Annotated in this window: 18 protein-coding genes; 11 read left to right on the top strand and 7 right to left on the bottom strand. The window is 71.0% G+C overall.

What is annotated here, in order from left to right:
• Positions 1 to 841: 841 nt before the first annotated feature.
• The gene (locus tag GWK61_RS33950) at positions 842 to 3,811 is read right to left on the bottom strand and encodes a cell wall-binding repeat-containing protein (protein ID WP_194915783.1); all 2,970 of its coding nucleotides are present in this window, start codon (positions 3,809 to 3,811) and stop codon (positions 842 to 844) included.
• 519 nt (positions 3,812 to 4,330) lie between these two features.
• Here GWK61_RS33950 and GWK61_RS33945 point away from each other — a divergent pair.
• Positions 4,331 to 6,316 carry an AfsR/SARP family transcriptional regulator gene (locus GWK61_RS33945; protein ID WP_194915782.1) on the top strand — a complete coding sequence of 662 codons (1,986 nt, stop codon included), beginning with the start codon at positions 4,331 to 4,333 and terminating at the stop codon, positions 6,314 to 6,316.
• A gap of 13 nt (positions 6,317 to 6,329) precedes the next feature.
• Here GWK61_RS33945 and GWK61_RS33940 read toward each other — a convergent pair whose 3' ends face one another.
• From GWK61_RS33940 to GWK61_RS33915, 6 genes are all read right to left on the bottom strand, one after another.
• Positions 6,330 to 7,376, bottom strand: a complete 1,047-nt coding sequence (locus GWK61_RS33940) for a LacI family DNA-binding transcriptional regulator (protein ID WP_194915781.1) — start codon at positions 7,374 to 7,376, stop codon at positions 6,330 to 6,332.
• Between the two features lie 116 nt (positions 7,377 to 7,492).
• Entirely contained in the window at positions 7,493 to 8,614 is a 1,122-nt protein-coding gene (gene rhaS / locus GWK61_RS33935; protein WP_194915780.1) for a rhamnose ABC transporter substrate-binding protein, read from the bottom strand.
• A complete protein-coding gene (locus GWK61_RS33930) occupies positions 8,611 to 9,639 on the bottom strand; it encodes an ABC transporter permease (RefSeq protein WP_228563389.1) in 1,029 nt (342 codons plus the stop codon). Before GWK61_RS33930 ends, rhaS begins: the two co-directional genes overlap by 4 nt.
• Positions 9,632 to 10,684: an ABC transporter permease gene (locus tag GWK61_RS33925; protein WP_194915779.1), complete on the bottom strand. Its 1,053-nt coding sequence runs from the start codon at positions 10,682 to 10,684 to the stop codon at positions 9,632 to 9,634. The genes GWK61_RS33930 and GWK61_RS33925 overlap by 8 nt, the downstream gene beginning before the upstream one ends.
• Positions 10,681 to 12,219: a sugar ABC transporter ATP-binding protein gene (locus GWK61_RS33920; RefSeq protein WP_194915778.1), complete on the bottom strand. Its 1,539-nt coding sequence runs from the start codon at positions 12,217 to 12,219 to the stop codon at positions 10,681 to 10,683. Before GWK61_RS33920 ends, GWK61_RS33925 begins: the two co-directional genes overlap by 4 nt.
• Positions 12,220 to 12,561: 342 nt before the next feature.
• Complete coding sequence (locus tag GWK61_RS33915) at positions 12,562 to 15,249, bottom strand: alpha-L-rhamnosidase-related protein (RefSeq protein ID WP_194915777.1); 2,688 nt, start codon at positions 15,247 to 15,249, stop codon at positions 12,562 to 12,564.
• Positions 15,250 to 15,533: 284 nt separating this feature from the next.
• Here GWK61_RS33915 and GWK61_RS33910 point away from each other — a divergent pair, with 284 nt between their 5' ends.
• The 10 genes from GWK61_RS33910 to GWK61_RS33865 all read left to right on the top strand — a co-directional run.
• Positions 15,534 to 16,295: a DeoR/GlpR family DNA-binding transcription regulator gene (locus tag GWK61_RS33910; protein WP_194915776.1), complete on the top strand. Its 762-nt coding sequence runs from the start codon at positions 15,534 to 15,536 to the stop codon at positions 16,293 to 16,295.
• A complete protein-coding gene (gene pfkB / locus GWK61_RS33905) occupies positions 16,292 to 17,269 on the top strand; it encodes a 1-phosphofructokinase (protein WP_194915775.1) in 978 nt (325 codons plus the stop codon). Before GWK61_RS33910 ends, pfkB begins: the two co-directional genes overlap by 4 nt.
• A 104-nt stretch (positions 17,270 to 17,373) precedes the next feature.
• Positions 17,374 to 18,552, top strand: a complete 1,179-nt coding sequence (gene mtlA / locus GWK61_RS33900; protein WP_194915774.1) for a mannitol-specific PTS transporter subunit IIC — start codon at positions 17,374 to 17,376, stop codon at positions 18,550 to 18,552.
• The gene (locus GWK61_RS33895) at positions 18,549 to 18,857 is read left to right on the top strand and encodes a PTS sugar transporter subunit IIBC family protein (RefSeq protein WP_194915773.1); all 309 of its coding nucleotides are present in this window, start codon (positions 18,549 to 18,551) and stop codon (positions 18,855 to 18,857) included. Before mtlA ends, GWK61_RS33895 begins: the two co-directional genes overlap by 4 nt.
• Complete coding sequence (locus GWK61_RS33890) at positions 18,850 to 19,311, top strand: PTS mannitol transporter subunit IIA (protein ID WP_194915772.1); 462 nt, start codon at positions 18,850 to 18,852, stop codon at positions 19,309 to 19,311. Before GWK61_RS33895 ends, GWK61_RS33890 begins: the two co-directional genes overlap by 8 nt.
• Complete coding sequence (locus GWK61_RS33885; RefSeq protein ID WP_194915771.1) at positions 19,308 to 20,348, top strand: zinc-dependent dehydrogenase; 1,041 nt, start codon at positions 19,308 to 19,310, stop codon at positions 20,346 to 20,348. Before GWK61_RS33890 ends, GWK61_RS33885 begins: the two co-directional genes overlap by 4 nt.
• A 58-nt stretch (positions 20,349 to 20,406) precedes the next feature.
• Positions 20,407 to 20,688 (top strand): HPr family phosphocarrier protein, encoded by a 282-nt coding sequence (locus tag GWK61_RS33880; RefSeq protein ID WP_194915770.1) that lies wholly within the window; start codon positions 20,407 to 20,409, stop codon positions 20,686 to 20,688.
• A gap of 373 nt (positions 20,689 to 21,061) precedes the next feature.
• Positions 21,062 to 22,654 carry a phosphoenolpyruvate--protein phosphotransferase gene (gene ptsP / locus GWK61_RS33875; protein WP_228563390.1) on the top strand — a complete coding sequence of 531 codons (1,593 nt, stop codon included), beginning with the start codon at positions 21,062 to 21,064 and terminating at the stop codon, positions 22,652 to 22,654.
• An 88-nt stretch (positions 22,655 to 22,742) separates the two neighbouring features.
• A complete protein-coding gene (locus GWK61_RS33870) occupies positions 22,743 to 24,386 on the top strand; it encodes an APC family permease (RefSeq protein WP_194915769.1) in 1,644 nt (547 codons plus the stop codon).
• Between the two features lie 89 nt (positions 24,387 to 24,475).
• Positions 24,476 to 25,548 (top strand): TetR/AcrR family transcriptional regulator (locus tag GWK61_RS33865; RefSeq protein WP_194915768.1); only part of this gene is annotated, 1,073 nt, incomplete at its 3' end.

Here is a 25,548-nt window from a genome sequence, read left to right as displayed (position 1 = left end):
CTGGGGAAGGGGTTCTGGGGGTTCTGGGCGCTCTGGGGGTTTTGAGCGCCCTGGGCGCTCTGGGCGGTGGCGTCCGGCTCCATGCGCAGCTCCTTGGTCAGGGTTCGTGAGGGTGCCGAGTACTGAATCAGCTGTCTGAACGGTACGTGCTCACTCTTTCCCTGGTTCATGCGAGAAGCAGTGCGGTTGGGCTGTGGGTTTACAGGCGTTTTTTGACGGCTTCGCGCATGGTTGGATGGCCTCGCAGGGGACGCAGTTCGGTTGTGCGAGATGCGTCGCGCTGGCGGCTGGCGGTGTTCGCGTGCACGATCGCGCGTCGGTCCGAGTCACTGCGCATGCGTTTGGTCTGGCGGGTGGCGGCCGCGTTTGGTGGGTGCGTTGAGGCCTCTGGCGGGCCTCCTCGACGAGGGGGCGACCCGCGCGTCGGGCTGTTTGCCGCCGGCCCGCGACTGTTCGGCTTTCTATCCGCTGTTGCCTGCGTCGCGTTGTTAGGTGGCGGTGCTGCTTGTGGTCGCCGGGTTCTGGGTCCCTCGCCGCGTCGTCGCCTTACGGAACCAGCCCGGTTTGGCGGAATCAAGCCGGATCGCTGCTGCTGTGGTCCGGCTCCGTTCGGCTTGACACCGCCAAACCGGGCAGGTTGGCTGCGCCCGCTGACGCGGCGAGGGACCCAGAACCAACACCCCGCATGGTCCGGTCGGAACCGGCGAACCACGCGGCCGGTCGCGCTGCGCCGTCGCCACCCACCAACCGCACCACCAAAAAGTCCGCGCCCCGCCACGAAGGCGGAGCGCGGACTCAGGCCGGGGAGCCTGTCACACCACTACATCAGTGCCCTGCTGAATCAGCCCTCGACGATCGCGCCGGCGGCGGCGGCGATCGCGTACTCGGTCGGCATGTTGATCGCGACCGGGCCGCCGAAGATCTCGATGAGGCCGGAGCCGCCCAGTGAGGCGTTGATGCCGTGCAGGGCGTTCGCCGTGTAGGAGGGCAGGTTGGTCACGTTCGTCAGGACCAGTGGGCCGCCGGCCTGGGCCAGCTGGGCGGCGCCGGTGAGGGCGTCGGCGAAGGACAGGCCGGTCGCCACGCCCGCGATGTGCTCGCCGTGGAAGGTGCCGGCGACCTGGGCTGCGGTGTCGTAGCGGTCGAAGCCGGCGAACTTGGTCAGGTTGGCCAGGTGGGCGCCGGTCGCCGCGGCCACGGCCTGGCCGCCGACGGCGGTGACGGCCTTGGCGTTGTGCGCGTAGGCCGCGACCGCCGGGTTCATGGTCTTGTCGTTCGTCAGCAGGATCGCCGCCGGGTTGCCGTTGTCGGCGAACACGGTGGAGGCGTAGGGGCCGGAGGCCAGGGCGTCGGCGAAGCCGTTGCCGGTGGCCAGGACCACGTGGCTCGGGTTGCCCAGGGCGCCGGCGATCTTCAGCGCGGTGTCGAAGCGGTCCACGCCGCCGATGCGGGTGACCTGTCCGGCCGGCAGGCCCAGGCCGTTGACCACCTTCGGGGTGATCGCGGCCGTGCCGCCGAGCACGTAGACCTTGCCGCCGGGCTTGAGGACCCGGTGGATCTCGGCGACCACCTGCGGGTCGGTCACGTTGCCCGGGGTGAGCAGCAGCGGGCCGCCCATCTTCTTGGCCAGCGGCACGCCCGCGAGCGCGTCGGGGTAGTTCGTGCCGATGGCCAGGACCACGGCGTTGGCCGAACCCGTCGCGTACTGCTGCTGCGAGATCTGGATGCCGGTCTGGTAGCGGTCCGCGCCGGCGATGCGGCCCACGCGGTCGGCGTCGTACGAGCCCTGCACGAAGCCGAGGGTCGGGGAGCCGAGGCCGGTGGCCGTGTCGTAGCCGGGGCCGGCCTTGAGCGAGGTGTCCTGGCCCATGATGGCGACCTGCGCGGTGGTGACGTTCCCGCTCGAGTCGTACGCCTGCGGGTAGATCGTCTCCAGGTTGCCGTTCGTGGTGATGTCACGGAACTTGCTGGCGTTGGAGTAGATCGTCGCGTTCTCGAAGCCCGGAGCGACGCCGCCGTGCGCCTGCATCTGCAGCGCCTCGACGCCGGCGAACAGCGGGGTGGCCAGCGAGGTGCCGCCGATCGGCGACCAGTCCGGGTTCCCGCCCGGGGCGTCGTAGACGGCCATGCCGGTCTCCGGCGCGCCGTCCATGGACACGTCCGGGGTGACCCGCATCGGGTGGCTCAGATGCGCGCCGTTCGGCGCGGTCTGCGAGATTGAGGCCGGGACCGAGCCGGTCTGGTAGAACGGCTGCGGCACGTCGGTGGAGGTGCCGCCGCCGGCGCCGCCGTCGAAGCGGCCGGCCTGCAGGTGCGCCGGGTTGCCGGCCGGGGTCAGGTAGTCGCCCCAGGGCTCCTCCCCGCCGTAGTTGCCGTTCTTGTCGACCTTCAGCGAGGTGCCGCCGACCGCGGTGACCCACTGCGAGCTGGCCGGCCACGCGGACTGCTTGCCGGCCGAGTCGGACTGGCAGTTGCCGCCGGTGGCCGCGTTCGCCGGGTCGTTGTCGCCGCAGTCGCCGGTGGCGAAGTTGAAGGCGATGCCCTCCAGGGCGCCCCGCATGAAGATGCGGTCGTAGGCGGCGCGCGTGGCGGCGTCCTGGTTCCAGCCGTTGGTGTGCATCAGGCCGTCGATCGAGCCCGAGACGATGTCCGCCGAGTGGTTGTTGACTACGGAGGAGTACGCGTCCATCAGGTCGTTGTCGTTGCAGGAGTTCGCAGCGACGTAGACGATGTTCGCGTCCGGAGCCATGTTGTGCACGGCCTCGACGTCGAGCGCCTGCTCCTGGTTCCACTTGTCGGCGCCGCAGGCCGACTTGTTGTTGAACGCCGCCGGGTTCGCCGACTCGGTGTACTGGCCCTGGCGGAGCTGCTGCTGGTGGAACTGGGCGTTGTAGGTCTGCATGTCGGAGACCATGTTCGGGTTCAGGTACGCGTCGATGATCGCGACCGTCGCGCCCTTGCCGGTCAGGCCGGAGCTGGCCATGCCGTAGCCGCTGCGCAGCTGCTCGCCGTCGTAGCCGCAGATCGGGGCCGGGATGCCGGCGTAGCTCTGCTGACCCCAGTAGGTGGAGCACCAGCTGGTGACGAACGTCGAGCTGCCCGGGTGCGCCGAGGCGGCCGGGCTGCCCTTGGCGGTGCCCGTGGCGCCCGCGCTGCCGGCGGCGCCCTTGGCCGCGGCCGGGGCGGTGGCCAGCGCCGGCTTGTTCACCGTCGGCGTGTCGGAGAGCCCGGAGATGCCGGAGATCACGCTGGCGACGTGCGCCGGCAGCATCGCGGCCGAGGACGGCGCGTAGTGGCTCTGGCCGTCGGGGGCGGCGTAGTTGGCGATCGTGGTGCCGAAGGCGGCCTGGACCGTGGAGGCCGGGCCTGAGGTTTCGACGTAGCCGTCGCCGATCGAGGTGACCTTCAGGCCGGCCCCGGTCGCCCAGTCGGTGACCGTCTTGACCTGGTCGGCGGTCGCGCCGAACTCCGACTTGACCTGCGCGGGCGTCAGGTACTTGTGGTAGTTCGCGCTGCCCGGCTCGGAGATCGACTGGGCCATGGAGGCCAGCTGGTCGGCGTTCTGGCCGGCCAGGAAGATCCGGGTGCTGATGGTCTGGGTCGCCGGGACCGCGGCCTTCTCGGTGGCCGGGGTGGCCCAGGCCGGCTGGGTCCCGCCGATCGCGACCCGGCCGAGGGAGTCGGTCTGGCCGTTGTTGGTGTCGTTGCCCTGCGCGTGGGCGGTCGACATGCCCAGGGCCGCGATGACGGCCGTGGCCATCGGGATGGACCCGACGGACAGTATCTTCGAACGCTTCTTTGCCGTTGACATGGTGTTGAGAAACTCCCCGAGAGATGTGATGTGCGTGGACGGGTGGGTGACGTTCAGTCCTGGGTCCACCCGCCGACGCCGTAGTAGGTGAAACCGGGGCCGGACAAGGGACTCCTGGGATGTCCGGACCGCCGGCACGCGGTCGGCGGGACCGGCGGGGCGGGGGTGGTCAGCATGCTGACGTACCCGGTCGCCGTTCCCGTCATGCTGCCGCCGCCGCAAGGACGGGCTGCGCCGTCGCCGTTCCGGCCGGGCGGTCGCGGAACGGGTCTTCGCGGCGCTGGACGTGAAGGAGCGAGTCGACGACGCCCGGTACGGCGGCAGCCCGTGCCGACGACCGGCGGATCGCCGGTGTGGCCGCGTGGCGTGCACGCACCATGATCGTCTTCGTCGCTCTCACCTCCCCCGAGTGCCGCGGACAGCGAGCGTCAAGACGCTTGCGTCGACATATGACCGCGTCAGTCTCCAGGTTTGGTGTTGAATACGTGTTGAACAAGGGTTTGGGGAAGGGGCGCGGGGGTGAGCTCTACCGTTTGGTTCGGGCTGTTGGGTCCGGTGGACATCCGGCTGGACGGAGTCCCGTCGCCCCTGCCGTCCGCTCGGACCAGGGCTTTGCTGGCCGCGCTGCTGTGTCAGGCCAACCGCGTGGTCAGCGTGGACGGGCTCGTGGACGCGGTCTGGGGCGCCGACCCGCCGGACGGCGCGGTGACGACGCTGCGCAGCCACGTGATGCGCCTGCGCCGCTGCCTCGGCTCGGAGGCCGGCCGCCTGGAGACCGCCGCGCCGGGCTACCGCATCCTGCTCGACCCCGGCACCGAGCTGGACACCAGGATCTTCGTGGCGCGCTACCAGGCCGGCCAGGCCGCAGCCGCGGCCGGCGACTGGCACACGGCGGCCCGGTTCGCCGCCGAGGCGCTGGCGCTGTGGCGCGGCGAGCCGCTGGCCGACGTGCCTTCTGAACTGCTGCACCTGGAGGAGGCCGCGGCCTGGGCCGAGCTGCGGGTGGAGGCGATCGAGCTGCGGGCCCGCGCGGACATCGCGCTGGGCCGCGCCGCCGACGCCGTGGCCCCGCTGCGCCGGCTGGCCGCCGACCACCCACACCGCGAGCCCGCCTACGCGCTGCTGATGTCCGCGCTGGCCGCCGCCGACCGCCGGGCCGAGGCACTACAGGTGTATCGGCTGCTGCGCGCGGTGCTGGTCCGGGACCTGGGAATGGAGCCGAGCCCTGAGTTACGGGCGCTGCATCAGGGGATATTGGCGATGGACGCCGGGAAGAAGGCGGCGGTCGCTGACGGGGTTGGTGACGGAGCCGCCGAGACCGCGATCGCCGAGCCGGAGGGCACGGATGACGAGCTGAACGCGTCTTTTGTCGCCTGGCCCACGCCGCGCACGCTGCCTTGGGATACCGCCGATTTCACGGGCCGTGAAGACGAACTTCGCCGCATCGTCGAAGCAGTGACCCGATCTTTGGAGTCGCGCGCCGCCTTCGCCGTGGTCATCGATGGCATGGCAGGCGTCGGCAAGAGCGCGCTCGCAACGCACGCCGCTCACCTGCTCACCGACCGCTTCCCGGACGGCCAGCTCTACGCCGACCTGCTCGGTAGCTCGCCGTCACCGGCCGATCCGCACGACGTCCTCACCTCGTTCCTGCGCCTGCTCGGCATCGCCCCGGCCGACCTGCCGACCTCCGGCCTGGAACGCGGCGCGCTCTACCGCAGCCTGCTGGCCGAGCGCCGAGTGCTGGTCCTGCTCGACGACGTCCACGACGGCAAGCAGCTGGCCCCGCTCATCCCCTCCGCCCCGGGATCGGTCCTGCTGGCGACCACGCGGGACCGGCACGTCGGCATAGCCGGCGCACTGCGCGTCTCACTCAGCCCCCTGACACCGCCCGAATCGCACACGCTGTTGGTGCGCATGGCTGGCGCGGAGCGCACCACTGCCGAACCCGAGGCGACCGCGGAGATCCTGGCCGCCTGCGCCGGTCTGCCGTTGGCCCTGCGCGCCGCCGGCGGACGTATTGCCGCTCGGCCCACCTGGCAGATCGCGGACCTGGCCAGCCGCCTCGCGCGCCCGAACGGTGCCGACGGTGCGCGCTTCTTCGACGAACTCAGGTACGGCGACCACGACGTACGCGCGACCTTCGAGACCGCATTCGCCGCGCTCGCAGCCACGGGCTCCGGGACCACACTGGCGACCTCGTTGTGCTTACTGGGTTTGTGGAACGGCACGGAACTGGGTCTCCCAGTCGCCGCCTCCCTGCTCGACCGACCACCCGCCGACGCCGAACAGATCCTGGAGCGTCTGGTCGACCTGAACCTGCTCCAATCCCCCCGCCACGGCCGCTACCTGCTCCACGACCTGATCCGAGAGTTCGCCGCGGTGAAGGCCGACAGCCTGCTCACCGACGACCAGCGCCGCCAGGCCGCCGACCTTTGGCGCCTGCCTCACGCTCGGTCGGCGGACAGCGCAGCGCTACGGGACGACGGCCTGTCCCAGCCCTCGTAACCGCACACCGCTTCTAAGGCGCTCCCCGCAACGACGACCGCCGCACCACCAACTCCGGCTGCAACACCACCTGCCGGTGCGCGTGCCCGCCGTGCCCATCGTGCCCGCCGTGCTCGTCGCTCCCGCCGTCCTCGGCCAGCTCGTCCAACAGCAGCTCCGCAGCCAAGCTCCCCATCGCCGCGCCGGGCTGGCGCACCGAAGTGAGTGGCACGGCAGCCGCGGCGGCGAACTCGATGTCGTCGTAGCCGACGATGGCCAGATCGTGCGGGACGTCGATGCCGGCGGCGAACAGCGTCTGCAACACGCCGAGGGCGATCAGGTCGTTCGCGCAGAACACCGCAGTCGGGCGGTGCGGTAGTCCGAGCAGGCGACTCGCTGCGTCGCGGCCCGCTGCCACGTCCAGCGTCTGCGTCGGCAGCTCGGTCAGCGCCTCCGGGCCGAGGCCCGCCTCGGCCAGCGCGGCGTGCGCGCCGGCCCGGCGGTCGCGGATCTGTTGCAGGTGTGACGGTCCGCTGACGTAGGCGATGTGCCGGTGGCCGGCGGCCGTCAGGTGCCGGACCGCCAGGGTGCCGCCGACGACGTCGTCCACCGACACCGAGCAGCCCGCGCCGCCGGACCCGACCCGGTCCACGAGCACGAACGGGATCCCGTGCCGGCGGAAGGCCTCGACGCTGCGGCCGGTGCCGTCCGCCGGGGTCAGCAGCACGCCGCGGACCCGCTGCTCGGCGAACAGCGCCAGGTACTCGGCCTCCTCGGCGGCGCTCTGGTTGCTCGTGCACACCATCACGCCCAGCCCCGCGCGGTGCGCCGCCCGCTCGGCCGCGCGCGCCACGTCGACGAAGAACGGGTTCCCCAGGTCCAGCACCAGCAGCCCGACGATGCGGCTGTGGCCGACGCGCAGCTGGCGGGCGTGCACGTTGCGCACGTACCCCAGCTCGTCGATGGCCGCCTCGACCCGGCGGCGCGTTTCCGCGCCGACCCGGTCGGGGTTGTTGATGACGTTGGAGACGGTGCCCACGGACACGCCCGCGCGCCGTGCCACGTCCTTGATGACGATCATGCTCGGTTCCCGATCACGTTGACCATCACCACAACCATCACCATCACGATCAAGCTGCGCGGCCCGGCGGCGCAGCGATCACGCCACGCCGCCCGGCCGGCAGCTGCGAAGTCCGGCTAGAAGTTGAACTGACCGATGTTCGTGGAGTCGAACACCGTCGGCGCACCGAGCGTGACCACCCCCTGCGCGCCGATCGTGAAGCTCCCCAGCGTCCCGGCGGTGAATGTCTGCCCCTGGGTGCCGGAGATCTGCCCGGACGCCAGCGCGACCGCGGTGTAGGCGGCGAGCTGTCCGAGTTTGCCCGGATCCCACAGCTCGAACGCCTTCACGGTCCCGTCCTGGACGTACGACCGCAGGTCGTTCGGCGTCCCCAGCCCCGTGAGCAGTACCTTGCCCTTGTACTGCGAGCCGTCCAGGTACTGCGCGGCGGCCTTGATCCCGACCGTGGTCGGCGAGATGATCCCCTTCAGATCCGGGTACTGCTGCAACAGCCCCTGCGTCTGCTGGAACGACATCTGCGCGTCGTCGTTGCCGTAGGCGATCTTCACCAGCTTCATGTTCGCGTACTGCGGCTTCTTCAACTCGTCCTGCATGTAGCCGATCCACGCGTTCTGATTCGTCGCGGTCTGCGCCGCCGACAGGATCGCGATCTGCCCGCTGTAGTTGAGCTCCTTGCCCAGCAGATCGACCTCGCTGCGGCCCAGCGCCTCAGAGCTGGCCTGGGACACGAACACCTGTCGGCAGCCCGGATCGGTGTCCGAGTCGTACGTGACCACCTTGATCCCCGCGCTCATCGCCTGCTTGAGCGCCGTGCACAGCGCGCCGGGGTCCTGCGCGGACACCGCGATGGCCGACACGTGCTGCTGGGTCAGGGTATTGACGTAGGACACCTGCCCGGCGGTGTCGGTGGCGCTGGTGGTGCCGACCTCCTTATAACTCTCGCCGAGTGAGGTCAACGCGGTGTTGCCGCCGGCGTCGGAAATGTTGAAGTACGGGTTGTTGACCTGCTTGGGCAGGAACGCGACGGTCAAGCCCTTCTTGGTCGCGGCGTTGGGATCGGCCGACCCGCTCTGCGTCGCGGCCGGCGCGGAGGACGCGGCCTTGTCCGTGGAGCTCTTGGTGGCGCCGCCGCACGCGCTCAGGCTCAGCGCTATCAGGCCGCTCGCGGCCAGGGCCGCGACGGCGCGCGGAGCCTTACGCCGCGGTCGCGGAGCGTTGCGTATCAGGACTGTGCTCATGACTTTCCCCTCATTGGTTGGAGTCGGGCTTGCCTGGCGAACACCTGCCGGGCCACCCGCGGCCCGAGCACGGAAACGGTCAGCAGCACGCCGGTGACGACCGTCTGGGACTGCGCGGAGACGTCGGCCAGGCTCATCACGTTCTGCAGCGTGCCGAGCAGGAACACCCCGGCGATCGCGCCGCCGAGCGTGCCCCGGCCGCCGTCGAAGTCCACGCCGCCGAGCAGCACCGCGGCCACCACCGACAGCTCCAGCCCGGTGGCGTTGCTGTACGTGGCGCTGGCGTAGTGCAGCACCCAGAACACGCCGGTGAGCGAGGAGATCAGCCCGGTGGCCACGAACAGCGACAGCTTGACCCGCTTGACCCGGACCCCGGCGTACCACGCGGCCTCCGGCGAGGCGCCGACGGCGAACACCGAGCGGCCGAAGCCGGTGGCGTGCAGCACCACGATCGCCAGCGCCGCCAGCACCAGCCAGGGCAGCACGGCCGTCGGCAGGAACGAGCCGCCCAGGCGCCCGGAGCCGAAGTTCAGGTAGTTCTGCGGGAAGTCGGTGACCGAGTTCGAGCCGAGCACGATCTGCGCGACGCCCCGGTACAGCGCCATCGTGCCGATCGTGACCGCCAGCGAGGGCAGCCCGAGCCGGGTCACCAGCAGCGCGTTGACCAGGCCGCAGACCACGCCGAGCAGGGCGCAGACCACGATGATCGCGTTGATGTCCACGCCGTGGTTCCACAGCGCGCCCATCACCGCCCCGGACAGGCCCACCGTGGAGCCCACCGACAGGTCGATCTCGCCGGCCGCCACCAGCATCGTCATCGGCAGCGCGATCGCCGCGACCGGCAGCGTGTTGCCGATCAGGAAGCTGATGTTCAACGCGTTGCCGAAACCGCCGACGGTGCTGTAGGAGACGCCGATCAGGATCACCAGCAGCGCCCCGACGACGGTGTCCCACCGGACGGCGCCGATCAGGGCCGGCCGGCGTCCGATCCCTTGTGTGGTCAGGGTTTCCGGGGCGTCAGTCATCGGTGCCGCTCCTCACCTGTCGGGCCCGGCTGCGCAACAGCCCGGCGATCCGCAGCGCCACCACCCGGTCCACCGAGATGGCCAGCAGCAGCAGGACCCCGTCGATCGCCTCGACCCACACCGAGCTGACGCCGATCGCGGGCAGGACGCTGTTGATGGAGGTGAGCAGCAGCGCGCCGAGCGCCGCGCCGTAGACGCTGCCCGTACCCCCGGTGAAGCCGACGCCGCCGACCACCACGGCCGAGACGACGGTCAGCTCGAAGCCGCTGCCGGTTCCGGCGTCGGCGTAACTGAAGCGGGCCAGATACAGCGCCCCGGCCAGACCTGCCAGCGCGCCGCACAATATGAAGGCACCCAGAACGCGCCGCCGAACCGGAACGCCGGCCAGCGCCGCAGCCTGCGCGTGCGAGCCGAGTGCGTAGCACTCCCGGCCGCTGCGGTAGTTGCGCAGGAAGTACCCGACCGCGATCAGCACGACCGTGGCCAGCAGCGCCAGATACGGGATCGCCCAGATCCCGTTGTGGCCGAAACTCTTGTACCCGCTCGGCAACAGGCTCGCGGTGACCTCGCGGGAGCCGACCCAGATCGAGTCCAGCGCGCGGATGATGTAGAGCGTGCCCAGCGTGACCACCAGCGAGGGCACCTGGCCCAGGCCCACGAGGATCCCGTTGAAGGCGCCGAAGCCGGCTCCGAGGACCACCGCCAATCCGATCGCCAGGACCGGATTCCCGCCGTGCCGCAACAGATCGCCGGCCGCGAAGGCCGTGACGCCGAGCACCGAGCCGACCGACAGGTCGACGTTGCCGGTGATCACCACGACCGCCTCGCCGACCGCCACGAGTATCAGGATCGTGCCATTGAGAAGCAGGTCTTTGATTCCCTGCTGGGACAGGAACGACGTGTTGTCGATCTGCGTGGCCGCCAGCATCACGGCCAGCACCACCAGGATCGCCAGCTCGCGCATCCGCAGCACCCGGTCCAGCAGGGCCCGGGGCGCCTCGGCGGCGAGCAGCGGCTGCTCGGCCGCCGTCGTGGAGGCCGTCATATCGCGCCCCCTGCCGCGTCCCCGACCGCCGCGCCGGTGGCCGCCGCCATCACGGTCTGCTCGGTGGCGCCCGCACGCGAGATCTCGGCGCTGATCCGGCCCTCGCGCATCACCAGGACCCGGTCGGCCATGCCCAGGATCTCCGGCAGGTCCGAGGAGATCATCAGCACCGCGACGCCGTCCGCCGCCAGCTGCGAGAGCAGCCGGTGGACCTCGGCCTTGGTGCCGACGTCGATGCCGCGCGTGGGCTCGTCGACGATCAGCACCCGCGGCCCGGTGGCCAGCCACTTGGCCAGCACGACCTTCTGCTGGTTGCCGCCGGACAGCGTGCCGACCAGATCGGACAGCCGCGCGTACTTCACCTGGAGCTTGGCCGCCCAGTCCACCGCGCGGTCGCGTTCGGCGCGCCGGCTGACCAGCCCGGCGGTCGTCGTCGAGCGCAGATCGGCCAGGCCGATGTTGCGCTCGACGCTCATCTGCATGATCAGGCCCTGCGCCCGCCGGTCCTCCGGGACCAGGGCCAGGCCCGCGGCCATCGCCAGGCTCGGCGACCCCGCTTTGAGCTTCCGCCCCGCCACCGCGACCTGTCCGGCGTCGAAGCGGTCGATGCCGAACACGGCGCGCGCGACCTCGCTGCGTCCGGCGCCGACCAGCCCGGCCAGGCCCACGATCTCGCCGGAGCGCACCTGGAAGGAGACGTCGGTGAAGACGCCCTCGCGGGTCAGCCTGCTGACATCGAGGGCGACCTCGCCGATCTCGGCCGGCTGCTTGGGGTAGAGCTCGTCGAGCGTGCGGCCGACCATGCGCCGCACCAGGTCGGCCTCGGTCAGCCCGGCCAGCGGCTCGGCGGCCACCAGCGCCCCGTCGCGCAGCGTCGTGACCCTTTGGCAGAGCTCGAACACCTCCGAGAGCCGGTGCGAGATGAACAGCACCGCGGCCCCCTGCTCCCGCAGCGCCCGCACCACCGTGAACAGCCGCGCCACCTCGCTGCCGGTGAGCGCCGCGGTCGGCTCGTCCATGATGAGCACCCGCGCGTCGAAGGACAGCGCCTTGGCGATCTCGACCAGCTGCTGGTCGGCGATGGACAGTCCGCGCGCGGGGCGCTCCGGATCCATCGCGACGCCGAGCCGGGCGAACAGCGCCGCCACGGCCTGGTGCACCGCGCGGTGGTCGACGCGGCCGAACGAGCGCTGGGGCTGGCGCCCCATGAAGATGTTCTCCGCCACGCTCAGGTCGGGGAACAACGTCGGTTCCTGGTAGATGACGGCCACACCGGCGTCGCGCGCCGCGGCGGGCCCGCCGAACTCCACCGGCACGCCGTCCAGCAGCACGCGTCCCTCATCCGGCCGGTGCACCCCGGCCAGCACCTTGATCAGCGTCGACTTGCCGGCCCCGTTCTCACCGGCCAGCGCGTGCGCCTCCCCGGCGAACAGCGAGAGGGACACCGAACGCAGCGCACGCACAGCACCGAAGGACTTGCTCACCCCCTCCAGCGAGAGGACCGGAACGTCGGGCTCCGGGTCGGGTTTCATCATGAGACGACACTCCTGGGTCTGCCCGGCGTTGCCGCCGAGCGACGAGTGAATTGTTTCAATGAAATTGCGGCGAGGTTAGCTCCGGGGGTCGGGTGCGTCAAGGGTGGCGGAGCCGGGGCGGCTGGGCAGGGTGTGGATTTGGGTAGCTATGGCGCACCGAAAACATGAACTGATCAGCAACGATCGTCAGCAACGAGCGAATGTAAGTAGCTTGATTCAAAACTCAAGGTCTTGCGGAGCTCTCCGGTGATCGATTATGAATCGATTCATACGGACGGCGACGCAAGGGCCGCCGACCGACGTGGCGACACCACGCCGGCCGGCGGCCGCGTCATGCGCGCGCTACTGCACGTAGCACGCCTTCGCCGAGCCGAACGCCGGGTCGCCGAACACGGTGTTCGTGCAGGGAGTCCCGCCGGTGAAGGTGCCGAAGTAGTACCGGCCGTTCGCGCCGAAGGCCACCTCGTGGCTGCCGGAGAAGGCACAGGTGCCGGTCTCGGCCGCGCAGGCCGTCCAGGTCGTGAAGGTCGGGGGCGGGCCGAGCAGGTAGCAGGCCTTGGCCACGCCCGGGGTGGGGTCGCCGAAGACCGCGTCGTTGCAGGCGGTGCCGTTGCTGCCGAGGGTGGCGAACTTGTACGTGCCGTTCGCGCCGAATGCGATCGTCATCAGGCCGTTGTAGGAGCAGTTCTGGTTCTCGGTCGCGCACTGCTGCCACCCCGGCGACGGCGGCTGCGTGGTCTGTACGTAGCACCACTTCGCGACGCCGTTGGCGGGGTCGCCGAAGGCCGCATCCGAGCAGCTGGTGGCGCTGCCGGTCTGCAGGTAGTTGAAGCGCGCGCCGGCGCCGAAGGCGATCACCGACGTCCCGTTCACCGCGCAGGTGCCGTTCTCGGCGGCGCAGCGCGTCCAGGTCCCCGGCAGCGCGCGGTAGCTGATCGGCGGGGCGGCCGCCGAGGCGCTGTACGCGAGGGTGTACGCGCCGGGCCTGACGCCGCGGAAGTACACGTACTGGCCGTCGGTGTCGGCGCTCCCGATCCCGGACGCTCCGACGAACGCGCTGCCGTTCCACGCGGTCTGCCCGTTCACCGTGACCGTCCGGCTCTGGCCCCACGTCGGCACCGCGATCACGCCGGTGGAGCCGCTGTTGGTCGAGGAGTCCACGTGCAGACTGAAGTCGCCGGCGGTGGTGTGGTCGTAGCTCGCCTGGATCTGCTTGCCGGCAGCCACCGTCAGCAGGCCCTCGACGTGCGTCAGGTCGCCGGGATGCGGAACGACCTGGTACGCGGTCCCGGACGGCGCGGTGGGGGAGACGCCCAGCACGTCGGTGGTCAGCGCGCCGGTGGGTCCGGTCGACCAGCCGTGCGCGAGGCTGGTGAACGAGCTCGCATACGCGTTGAGCGTGCCGTTGTTGGCGAAGCCCTCCCAGAAGGTGCTCGCGGTGCCGATCGGCGAGGCGAGCTGGTAGCCCCACTCGTCGCGGATCAGGTTGAGCGCGTTGACGTCGTCGCCGGCGGCGAAGTGTGCGAAGAGCTCCATCGAGCCGGAGAACGGCGAGAGGTTGTTGTTGAACTCAGGGGCCTGAGCCCCCAGGCTGCTCCAGTTCCCGCGCAGGTGTGCGGCGATCGCAGTGGCCTGCGACGGCGTGGTCAGGCCGTACCAGACGGCGAGGGAGTTCCCGTCCTGCGGGTACAGCGTGCTGCCCGGGTTGTCCTTGTAGGCGCCGGTCGATCCGTCCCACAGCGTGGCGTTGACGGCGGACTTGATGTTCGCAGCCTGATTCGCGTACGTCGCGGCCAGCGAGCCGTTGCCCTCGGCCGTGGCCAGCTGCGCACCGGTGGTCAGCGCCTCGTACAGCATGGCGTTGGCCTCGATGTTCTCCCCGCCCTGGTCGCCGCGCGCCCAGTCGTTCGTGTTGGTGACGTTCAGCAGGTTGTTGGCGTCGATCTTGGCCGTCATGAAGCTCATCCCGAGCTGGTACTTGCTCCAGATGCTGTCCAGCCAGGACTTGTCGGAGGTGTCGAGGTAGTACGTGTACGTCCCTATCATGGTCCACATGTGGTATGTGTCCGAGCCGTAGAGGTTGAACGCGGGGCCGCTGAACGGCAGCTCGCCGGTCGACCTCTGGCTCTGGTACATCGTGGTCAGGGAGTTGCGGACACCGAGCATGTCGTCGGTGCTCACGTACGCGGTGAGCGCCGAGACGCCCATGTCGCCGGGCCACACCGTGCGGTCCCGCTTCGCGCCGTCGGTGAGCACCTCGGTGCCGGTGCCGATGACGGCGTTGTTCTCCCAGCCCGAGGAAGGCGGCGGCCAGGCCCGGCCCTCGGTCGGGTCGATGGTGTCCAGCTGGGTGGTGTAGGCGCCGGCGTACCAGATGCGGTTCAGGGTGTCGTCGTTGGAGCAGAAGTAGTCCGGATACGCGGCCGGGTCCGAGGCGTTGGGAGCGGCGCTGAACGCCAGGGAGACGCCGTTGACGTCGGCGTAACCGCCGGAGTTCAGGAAGAGTGTCAGGTACCTGAATCCGCCGCGCAGCTTGTCCTTCGGCATGGTGTAGCTGCCGCCGCCGGCCGGAACCGCGGCGAACACCGCGCCGTCCGCGCCGCCGCCGCTGGAGGCGTCACTGCCGGTGCCGACGAACTGGCTGGACTCCGAGAACGCCAGTCCGACGCTCTGCGAGGAATCGCTGGCGCCGGCGAAGTTCAGTGACACGACGCCGCCGACGTCCTTGCCGAAGTCGAGCGTCACAGCGGAAGCGTTTCCGGTCAAGCGGGTGCTCTGGCCGCTCAGCACTGCCGAGGCGTTGCTGACGGACCCGCTGGTGCCGTACACCGCGACCGGCGCGACGGTTCGCGAGGTGGGGGACAGGTTGTCGGCGGCGCAGGGGTTCGTCGCGGCGCTGTGCGGCCTCGCCGGTTGCGGCGCGGCATGTGGCGTTGCGTTCGCGTGGACCGGTGTCTGGCCGCCGATGGCGCTGCCGACACCACCGATTGTCAGGCCGAACGCGAGCACGGCCACGGGTAGGTGTTTCACAGTCTTACCCCTCCTGAAACGTTTTCGGGCATGGGGAAACGAGCCGGTGAGCATTGATGGGAGTGCACAGCTTGTGGTGGTCCCGCTGAAGATTAAATCGATTCAATCCACGAATTCACCCGGGATGCTACTCCCGCCCGGGCCGGACGGCCAGAGTCCGCCGACCAAAGAATCAGAAGTCTGCGACCACCGAGGTCGGAGCCTTGACAGCCCCCCGAAGCGGCTGTAAAACCAACACGAACAAAGGGAAACGGCGCGGAAACCAAGAACACCCGGGGTAGCCCATGTACGCAGAGGAACGACAGCAGGCGATCCTGCACAAGGCGCGCGTCGACGGCCGGGTGGACGTCGTGGTCCTGGCCGAGGACCTGACGGTGACCACCGAGACGATCCGCCGGGACCTGACCGTCCTGGAGCGGGCCGGCTTCGTGCGCCGGGTGCACGGCGGGGCGATCCCGGTCGAGCGGCTCGGATTCGAGCCGGCGCTGGCCGTGCGCGACCAGAGCATGACCGCGGAGAAGGAACGGATCGCCAAGGCGGCGCTGGACCAGATCCCGGAGGAGGGCTCGATCATCATCGACGCCGGCACCACCACCGGCCGGCTGGCCTCGGTGCTGCCGTCCGACCGGGAGCTGACCGTCGTGGTGAACGCCCCCGCGCTGGCCGCGCAGCTGGTCGCGCGGCCGAATCTCACGGTCCTGATGCTCGGCGGCCGGATCCGCGGCCGCACGCTGGCCGCGGTGGACGAATGGGCCCTGGCCCCGCTGTCCCAGCTGTGTGTGGACGTGGCCTTCATGGCCACCAACGGAGTCTCCGTGGCCCGCGGCCTGACCACGCCGGACCTGGCCGAGGCGGCGGTGAAGCGCGCGATGATCGGCGCGGCCCGGCGCACCGTCCTGCTGGCCGACCACACCAAGGTCGGCAACGACTGCATGGCCCGCTTCGGCGGCCTGGACGACGTCGACCTGTTCGTCACCGACGCCGGTCTGGACGAGGAGACCGCCGCCGACTTCGGCGGCGCCGGGGTGCGGGTGGTCCGGGCATGATCGTGACCCTGACCCTCAACCCCAGCCTGGACCGCACGCTGGCGCTGAAGACGCTGCGCCGCGGCGAGGTGCTGCGCGCCACCTCCGCGCGGATCGACCCCGGCGGCAAGGGCGTGAACGTGACCCGGGTGCTGCGCGCCTTCGACGTCGACTCGCACGCGGTGATCCCGTGCGCGGGCCCGGACGGCGAGGAGCTGGTGCGGCTGCTGCAGAAGGCGGGCGTCCCGGTGACCGAGGTCCCGGTCGCGGGCTGGACCCGGTCGAACATCACGCTGGTCGAGGCCGACGGCCGGTCCACGAAGGTCAACGCCCCCGGCGGGGCGCTGACCGACGAGGAGGTGGCGCTGCTCGCCGACACCGTCGTGGACCGGTGTGTGTCACAGGGCATTGAGAACGCTCCGGCCTCCTGGGCCGTGCTGTCCGGCAGCCTGCCGCCGGGCGTGCCGGACGGCGTCTACGCGAACCTGACTTCGGTGTTCGCCGAGCACGGCGTCCGGGTCGCGGTCGACACCAGCGGTGCGGCGCTGGTGGCCGCGCTCGACGCTGGCCCCGATCTGGTCAAGCCGAACCGGCAGGAGTTGGCCGCGGCGGTCGGGACCCCGCTGAACAGCATCGCCGATGTCGTGGCCGCGGCGGAGAAGCTGCTGTCCCGGGGCGTCAAAGCGGTACTGGCGAGCCTCGGTGCCGACGGCGCCGTACTCGTCGACTCCTCCGGCGCGATCCTCGGCACCGCCGATCCGATCGATCCGGTGAGCACCGTCGGCGCCGGCGACGCGATGCTGGCCGGCTTCCTGGCCGCCGGCGCGCGGGGCGAGAAGGCCCTGATCGAGGGCATGGCCTGGGCTCGGGCCGCGGTCGGCCTGCCGGGCAGCCAGATGCCCGGCCCGGCCGACGTCAGCCGGGAGGGGATCCGGGTCGTCCGCGACCCGGGAGGTAAACCGGCCGGGGCCATCCGCCTGGCCGACGAGGGCTGACGCCGCCACCGGCGCCATCACCAGGGCATCTTTGCCCGCACCACCCGCACGACAAGTGAGGAACCAACCCCCAACGATTCGCTTGACGTCCCTAGGAGGACGCGATGTCTTCGATGGCTTATACGCCGGCTCCGACCGGCACCGGATTGAAGGCCACAGTCCAGAAGTTCGGCTCGTTCCTGGCCTCGATGGTGATGCCGAACATCGGCGCGTTCATCGCCTGGGGCCTGATCACCGCGCTGTTCATCCCGACCGGCTGGACCCCGAACAAGTCGCTCGGCGAGCTGGTCTCGCCGATGATCACCTACCTGCTGCCGATCCTGATCGGCTACACCGGCGGCCGGCTCGTGCACGGCCAGCGCGGCGCGGTGATCGGCGCCATCGCCACCACCGGCGTGGTGGTCGGGTCCTCGGTGCCGATGTTCCTGGGCGCGATGATCGCCGGACCCGCCTCGGCGTGGGTGCTGAAGCAGTTCGACAAGCTGACCGCGGACCGGCTGCGCGCCGGGTTCGAGATGCTGGTCGACAACTTCTCCCTGGGCATCATCGGCGGCGGGTTCGCGGTGCTGGGCAAGTGGGCGATCGGCCCGGCGGTGAACCATGTGACGAACTGGGCCGGCTCCGGTGTGAACTGGGTGCTGAACCACCACCTGCTGCCCTTCGTCAGCATCCTGATCGAGCCGGCGAAGGTGCTGTTCCTGAACAACGCCATCAACCACGGCGTGCTGGACCCGCTGGCGGTCGCGCAGTCCGCGGCGCACCACAAGTCGATCCTGTTCATGCTGGAGTCCAACCCCGGTCCGGGCCTGGGCATCCTGTGCGCGTACCTGCTGTTCGGCCCGCGCGCGCTGCGCCCGACGGTCCCCGGCGCGATCGTCATCCAGTTCCTCGGCGGCATCCACGAGATCTACTTCCCCTACATCCTGATGAAGCCGCGGCTGATCCTGGCCGCGATCGCGGGCGGGTTCGCGGGTATCTCAGTGTTCTCCGTCACCGGCGCCGGCCTGGTCGCCTCGCCCTCGCCGGGCTCGATCTTCGCCTACCTCACCGAGACCCCGCGCGGGAGCTACTTCGGAGTGCTGGCCGGCGTCGTGGTCGCCGCGGCGGTGTCGTTCGTCGTGGGCTCGGTCCTGCTCGGCTTCGGACGTGGTGAGAAGCCGGAAGGCGAAGAGGCCGACGGCGTCGACGCGGCCGAAGAAGCGGGCGAAGTGTCCGGCGTGTCCGGTGCGTCCGACGGCCCGGCCGTCCCCGCGCAGTCCTCACCTGAAGGAGCGACCGCATGAGCACTCTGTCCGCCTCCGAGATCAAGAAGATCATCGTGGCCTGCGATGCCGGGATGGGGTCCTCGGTGATGCTGGCCGGCACGTTGAAGCGGCAGCTGAAGAACACCGGCGTGATCGTGGAGCACGCGCAGGTCTCGGCCATCCCGGCCGACGCCGACCTGATCCTGACCCAGCAGAGCCTGGCCGAGCGGGCCCGCGCTTCGGCGCCGGGCAAGCCGGTGGTGACGTTCCAGATCTTCCTGGGCGACCCGGCCGTGAACAAGGTCGTCAAAGCCGTGAAGGAAGGCGGCACCATCGATGTCTGACACCGCTGACGGCCTGCTCGCCGAGCGGGCCGTCCGGTTCGGGGTGCGCGCCGCCGACCGCTACGACGCGGTCCGGCAGTGCGGGGAGGTGCTGGTCGCGATCGGCGCCGTGACCGAGGACTACGTCCCGGCGATGCGGGAGCGCGAAGACGAGATCTCCACGTACATCGGCGCCGGGGTGGCGATCCCGCACTCCACGGCCGCCGGCAAGAAGTACGTCCGGCGCGACGCGCTGGCCGTGCTGCGGCTGGCCGAACCCGTCGACTGGGGCGAGGGCCGGGAGGTGTCGACGTGTGTGGCGATCGCCGCCCTCGGCGACCGGCACCTGGACATCCTCGCCGAGCTCGCCGAGGTCCTGATGGATCCGGAGCGGGCCGAACAACTGCACGAGGCAACAACCGCTGACGAAGTGATCCGGCTGCTCCAGCCGGCAGGAGAGGCAGAGAACGTATGAAGGCCGCTGTGTTCCACGGACCCGGGGACGTCCGGATCGAGGAGGTCCCCGAGCCCACCGCCGGCGCCGGGGAGGTGAAGATCAGGGTCCTGGCCTGCTCGATGTGCGGGACGGACCTGAAGATCTTCCGCTCCGGCCACTTCCGCATCAGCCCGCCCCGGGTGATGGGGCACGAGATCGCCGGCGAGATCGTCGAGGTCGGCGCCGGGGTCATCGGCTGGGGGCCCGGCGACCGGGTGCAGGTGATCGCCGCGATTCCGGACGGCACCTGCGAGGAGTGCACGCGGGGGCACCAGACCGTGTGCCTGAACCAGGAGTCGATGGGCTACCAGTACGAGGGCGGTTTCGCGGAGTTCATGGTCGTGCCGCCGAGCGTGCTGGCGGTGGACGGCGTGAACCGGATCCCGGACGGGGTCGGCGCCGACGAGGCGTCGGTGACGGAGCCGCTGGCCTGCGTCCTCAACGGCCAGGAGCTGGCGGGCGTCGGCGCCGGCGACGTGGTGGCCGTGTTCGGCGCCGGACCGATCGGCTGCCTGCACGTCCGGCTGGCCCGGTCGCGTGGCGCGGCGCGGATCATCATGATCGAGGTCAACCGCGAGCGCCTGCAACTGGCGGCCGACCTGGTCCACCCCGACGACACGGTGTGTGCCGAGGACGGCGACATCATCGAGCAGGTCCGCAAGCTCACCGACGGCCGCGGCGCGGACGTGGTGATCACGGCCACCGCCGCCGGCGCGGCCCAGGAGCAGGCGCTGCAGATCGCGGCGCCGCGCGCCCGCATCAGCTTCTTCGGCGGCCTGCCGAAGGACAAGCCGACGATCACGCTGGACTCGAACCTGGTGCACTACCGCGAACTGACGATCGTCGGCGCCAACGGATCCTCGCCCGCGCACAACGCCCGCGCACTGGAGCTGATCGCCACCGGCGAGGTGCCGGTCAAGGACCTGATCTCGGTGCGGCTGCCGCTGGACCGCGTGCTGGACGGCCTGGACATCGTGGCCAAGGGCGAGGCGATCAAGGTCACCATCGAACCCTGAGACAGCCCCTGAATCCGAGCCCTGACACGGGCCCGGCCGAACCGAAGGAGAGGGAACCATGGTCGAGCGCACCGTCGTCGTCGGATCCACCAGCGGACTCCACGCCCGCCCGGCGAAACTGCTGGTACAGGCCGCCACCGAGCAGCCGGCGACGGTGCGCCTCCGCGTCGGCGACCGCCCGCCGATCGACACCCGCAGCATCCTGGCGCTGCTCGCGCAGCGGGTGAAGCAGGGCACGGAGGTCACGCTGGAGGCCGAAGGCGAGGGCGCCGAGGCCTCGGTCGCGGCGCTCGCGGAGCTGATAGCCCGCAACCTCGACGAGGAGGGCGAGGATGGCTGAGCGGCGGGTCCGCGGCGTGGCCGGGACGAGCACGACTGCGGCCGCGGCGGCCCGGGCCGCCGGGCGGGCGGCGCTCGATGGTGCTGGCGCGGAGTGGGTCGGCGGTGCGGGTGGTGCTGCGGCTGGGTCTGGTTCGCTCGCAGCTGTGGCGGGCCAGCTTGCCGGGCAGTCGGCGGCGGTCGGCAGCGCGGAGCAGACCAATGATGCGGCTGCCGGGGCTGGCGCGCTCGATGTTGCCGGTGCCGAGCAGGTCGGCGGTGCGGTTGGCGGCGCGGCCGGGCCCGGGAATGGCGCGGCGGAGCAGGCCGCTGATGTGGTGCAACTCAGCGGTGTCGGAGTGAGCGCGGGCACGGCGGTTGGTCCGGTCGTGCGCATGACCGCCCCGGCCCCGCTGCCTCCGCCGCACCAGGTCGTCGATCCGGCTGCGGAGCTGGCATCGGCTCGGCAAGCCGTCAGTGCCGTCGCGGCCGACCTCACCCTGCGCGCCGGGCGCGTGGCGGGCGAGGCGAAGGAGATCCTCGAAGCGTTGGCCATGATGGCCGCGGATCCCACGCTCGGCGCCGACATCGAGGAGCGCATCGCGTCCGGGGCCGATGCCGCGCATGCCGTCACCGAAGCCTTCGACGCGCAGGCCGATCTGCTGCGCGACGCCGGCGGCTACTTCGCCGAGCGTGCCGCCGACCTCGAAGACCTGCGTGACCGGGCCGTGGCGACCGTCCTCGGACGTCCGATTCCCGGCATCCCCGATCCCGGGCATCCGTTCGTCCTGGTGGCCGCCGATCTTGCTCCCGCCGACACCGCGAACCTCAACCCTGAGCAGGTGCTCGCCATCGTCACCGAGCGCGGCGGTCCGACCAGCCACACCGCGATTCTGGCGCGTGGCCTCGGGATCCCGGCGATCGTCGCGGTGGCCGGCGTCACCGAGGTCGGTGACGGGACAGTAGTCGCGGTCGACGGCACCGCCGGGACCGTCACCGTCGGCGTGGAGCCGGCGGCGGACAACGCCCCGCGCGTCCGCACCCAAACAAACCTCGCCGACCTCGGCCCCTGCCACACCAAGGACGGCCACCCCGTATCCCTCTACCTCAACATCGGCTCCATCAAGGACGTCCGCCCCGGCGCCCAGGGCGTCGGCCTGCTGCGCACCGAGTTCCTGTTCCTCGGACGCAAGGACGCGCCGTCCGTCGCCGAACAACACGCCGCCTACCTGGAGCTCTTCAACGCCTTCCCCGGCCCCGGCACCCGCGTCGTCATCCGCACCCTGGACGCCGGCGCCGACAAACCCCTCCCGTTCCTCGGCCTGCCCGACGAGGAGAACCCGGCGCTCGGCGTCAGAGGACTGCGGACCGCGCGCCTGCGTCCCGAGGTCCTGGACGACCAGCTCGCCGCGATCGCCTCGGCCGCAGCGGAGGCGACCTGCGAGGTCTGGGTCATGGCCCCGATGGTCGCGACGCCCACTGAGGCCGCGGAGTTTGCCGCGCAGGCCCGCGCGCACGGCCTCCATCACGTCGGCGCCATGATCGAGATCCCCGCCGCCGCGCTGCGCGCCTCCCGCCTCCTGCGCCACCTCGACTTCCTCTCCATCGGCACCAACGACCTCGGCCAGTACACGATGGCCACCGACCGCCAGGACGGCCGCCTGCCCGACCTGCTCGACCCCTGGCAGCCGGCGCTCCTGGAGCTGATCGCGCTGGCCGCCGAGGCCGGGCGCGCGGTGGGCAAGCCGGTGGGCGTCTGCGGCGAGGCTGCGGCGGATCCGGGGCTTGCGGCGGTGCTCGTCGGGCTGGGGGTGACGTCGCTGTCGATGACGGCCGCCGCGGTTCCCGCCGTCCACGCCTCGCTGAGCGCACGCACCCTGACGGAGTGCCGGGACCTCGCGCAGCGGGCCCGCGACGTCGACGATCCCGCCGAAGCCCGGAAGCACGCAGCGTCGGCAGGGTCCGCAGCGCCGGCACCACCGTCCTGACAAGCCCCGGACGCCCGGGGTCGCCCGAAGGTGACCCGTTCGGGTGCAGAAAGGTTACAAAAGCACCCTTTCGCACCACACCCCGACTATGGCGGTACAAGACGCAGCCCCCGGGGCGTCCGGAAACCACTCGACCCACCTGCGGCGCGACATCGGCCTGATCGGCCTCCTGTGGGCCTCCGAGGGCTCGATCATCGGCTCGGGCTGGCTGTACAGCGCGCAGAAGGCGCTGGTCGCGGCCGGCCCGGCCGCGCTGATCAGCTGGGCCATCGCCGCGGTGGCGATCATCGCGCTGGCGTTCGTGCACGCCGAACTCGGCGGCATGTTCCCGGTCGCCGGCGGCACCGCGCGCTACCCGCACTACGCCTTCGGCGGCGCGGCCGGGGCCTCCTTCGGGTGGTTCACGTGGCTGCAGGCGGTGACCGTGCCGCCGATCGAGGTGCAGGCGATGATCGGCTACGCGCAGCACTACAGCTGGGCCGACAGCTGGCAGCACAAGGACGGCACGCTCACCGGCTACGGCGAGCTGGTCGCGATCTTCCTGATGGCGGTCTTCACCGCGGTGAACTTCCTCGGGATCCAGAAGCTGGCCGCCGTGAACAACGCCGCGACGTGGTGGAAGGTCGGCGTGCCGCTGCTCACGATCCTGGTGCTGGCCGTCACGCACTTCCACGGCTCGAACTTCGCCGCCAAGTCGGGCGGCGGCTTCATGCCCTTCGGCGCGCACGGCATCATGTCGGCGGTGTCGACCTCCGGCATCATCTTCGCGCTGCTCGGCTTCGAGCAGGCGATCCAGCTGGCCGGCGAGTCGCGCAACCCCAAGCGCGACATCCCGCGCGCGACGATCCTGTCGATCCTGATCGGCGCCGCGATCTACATCCTGCTGCAGGTGGTCTACATCGCCGCGCTGCCGGCCGCGACGTACGCCGCCGGGTGGGCGAACCTGGACTACAAGAACATCAGCGGGCCGTTCGCGGGGCTGGCGACGCTGGTCGGCCTGGGCTGGCTGGCGACCGTCCTGTACATCGACGCGATCATCTCGCCCGGCGGCACCGGCCTGATCTACACGACGTCGACCTCGCGCATCACGTACGGCCTGAGCAAGAACGGCTACGTCCCGGTGCAGTACGAGTACGTCACCAAGCGCGGCGTGCCGTGGCTGGGGATGCTCACCGCCTTCGTCGTCGGCTGCATCTGCTTCCTGCCGTTCCCCAGCTGGCAGCAGCTGGTGTCCTTCATCACCTCCGCCAGCGTGCTGATGTACGCCGGCGCGCCGCTGGCCTTCGGCGTGTTCCGCGAGAAGCTGCCGGACGTCGAGCGGCCTTACCGGCTGCGCGCCGGGGAGTTGCTGTCGCCCTTCGCGTTCATCGTGGCGAACTACATCATCCTGTGGGCCGGCTGGTCCACCGACTGGCGGCTCGGGGTCGCGATCGTGATCGGCTACGTGCTGCTGGCGATCTCCCGGATCTTCCACCTGAACCCCGCGCACCCGCCGCTGGAGCTGCGTGCGGCGCAATGGCTGCTGCCGTACCTGCTGGCCATGGGGATCATCGTGTGGACCAGCGCGTTCGGGCCGATGAAGCACCCGTGGTTCAACGAGTGGTGGTCGCTGGTCGTGGTCGCGGTGCTGAGCCTGGTGATCTACTACTGGGCGAAGGCGGTGTCGCTGCCGGCGGAGCGGATCCGGGCGCACGTCGCGGACGTCGCCGTGATCGAGGCCGGCGGGCACTGAAGCCCGGCGCGCGCCCGAGCCCGACGAGCGCCGAGACCGCCAGGGGCCCGGCCTTGTCAGCGGCGGCGGCCCGGGATCAAGCTGGCGGCATGACGACCCGGACCCCGCGGACCAGCGCGCGCCGCGAGCAGCTGACGGCGATCGCCGCCGGCCTGTTCGCCCGCGACGGCTACCACAACGTGACCGTCGGCGACATCGCGGCGGCCGCGGGGCTGTCGGGACCGGCGATCTACCGGCACTTCCCGGGCAAGCAGGCGATCCTCGCCGAGGTGGTGCGCTCGGGCTTCGACGAGATGGCCCGCGTCCTGGCCGCCGACCTGGCCGGCACCTCGGACCCGGCCGAGCGGCTGCGCCGGACGTACCGGGACCTGGCGGCGTTCGTGATCCGGCGCCCGGAGTTCGGCGTGATGTGGCGCCGCGAGTACCGGCACCTGGCGCCGGAGGACGCGGCCGAGCTGGCCAAGCGCATGGGGGAGGCATCCGACGCCGCGGTCGCGGAGCTGCGGGTGCTGCGGCCGGCGCTGGAGCCGGCGGACGCGGAGCTGGTGTCGTGGGCGGCGCTGAGCGTGATGGGGAGCATCTCGGACCACCGGGTGCGGCTGCCGCGCGCGGCGTTCGAGGAGCTGCTGGCGGGGATCGCGATGGATGTGGTGGGGGTCGAGTTCGCGGAGGCCGGCGAGGACGACAGGCCCCACGAGCCGGCGGTGGGGGACCGGAAGGAGCAGATTCTCGCGGCGGCCGCGCGGCTGTTCTGGGACCGCGGGTATCACGAGGTGACGCTGGACGAGATCGGGGCGGCGGCGGGGATTGCCGGGCCGAGTGTTTACAGCCACTTCGCGGGGAAGGCTGAGCTGCTGCGGACGATCACGGAGCGGATCGGGGAGCGGCTGCGGCAGGACCTCGCCGAAAGCGAGGCTGCGATAGCTGCCGCCGATGCCGCACACGAATCCGCCGCCAGCACAACACACACTGCTGCCGCGCAGGCCGCCGATTCCGCGCACGAATCCGCCGCTGGCACAGCACGCGCTGCTTCCGCCGCGACCACCGGCGCCGCGATCAGCTCAGATCTCTCGCGGGCCGCCGACACCTCTCGCGAATCTGCTGCGGCGGCCCGTGAGCCAGGCTCAGGTGCCGAGCAGCCGGCCGCCGAGCCCCGCCAACC

Origin of the sequence: Catenulispora rubra, from assembly GCF_015356825.1 — a bacterium.
GTDB classification, from domain to species: domain Bacteria; phylum Actinomycetota; class Actinomycetes; order Streptomycetales; family Catenulisporaceae; genus Catenulispora; species Catenulispora rubra.
Note: the sequence above shows the minus strand (reverse complement) of the source record. Positions and strands in the feature narration are given on the sequence as shown.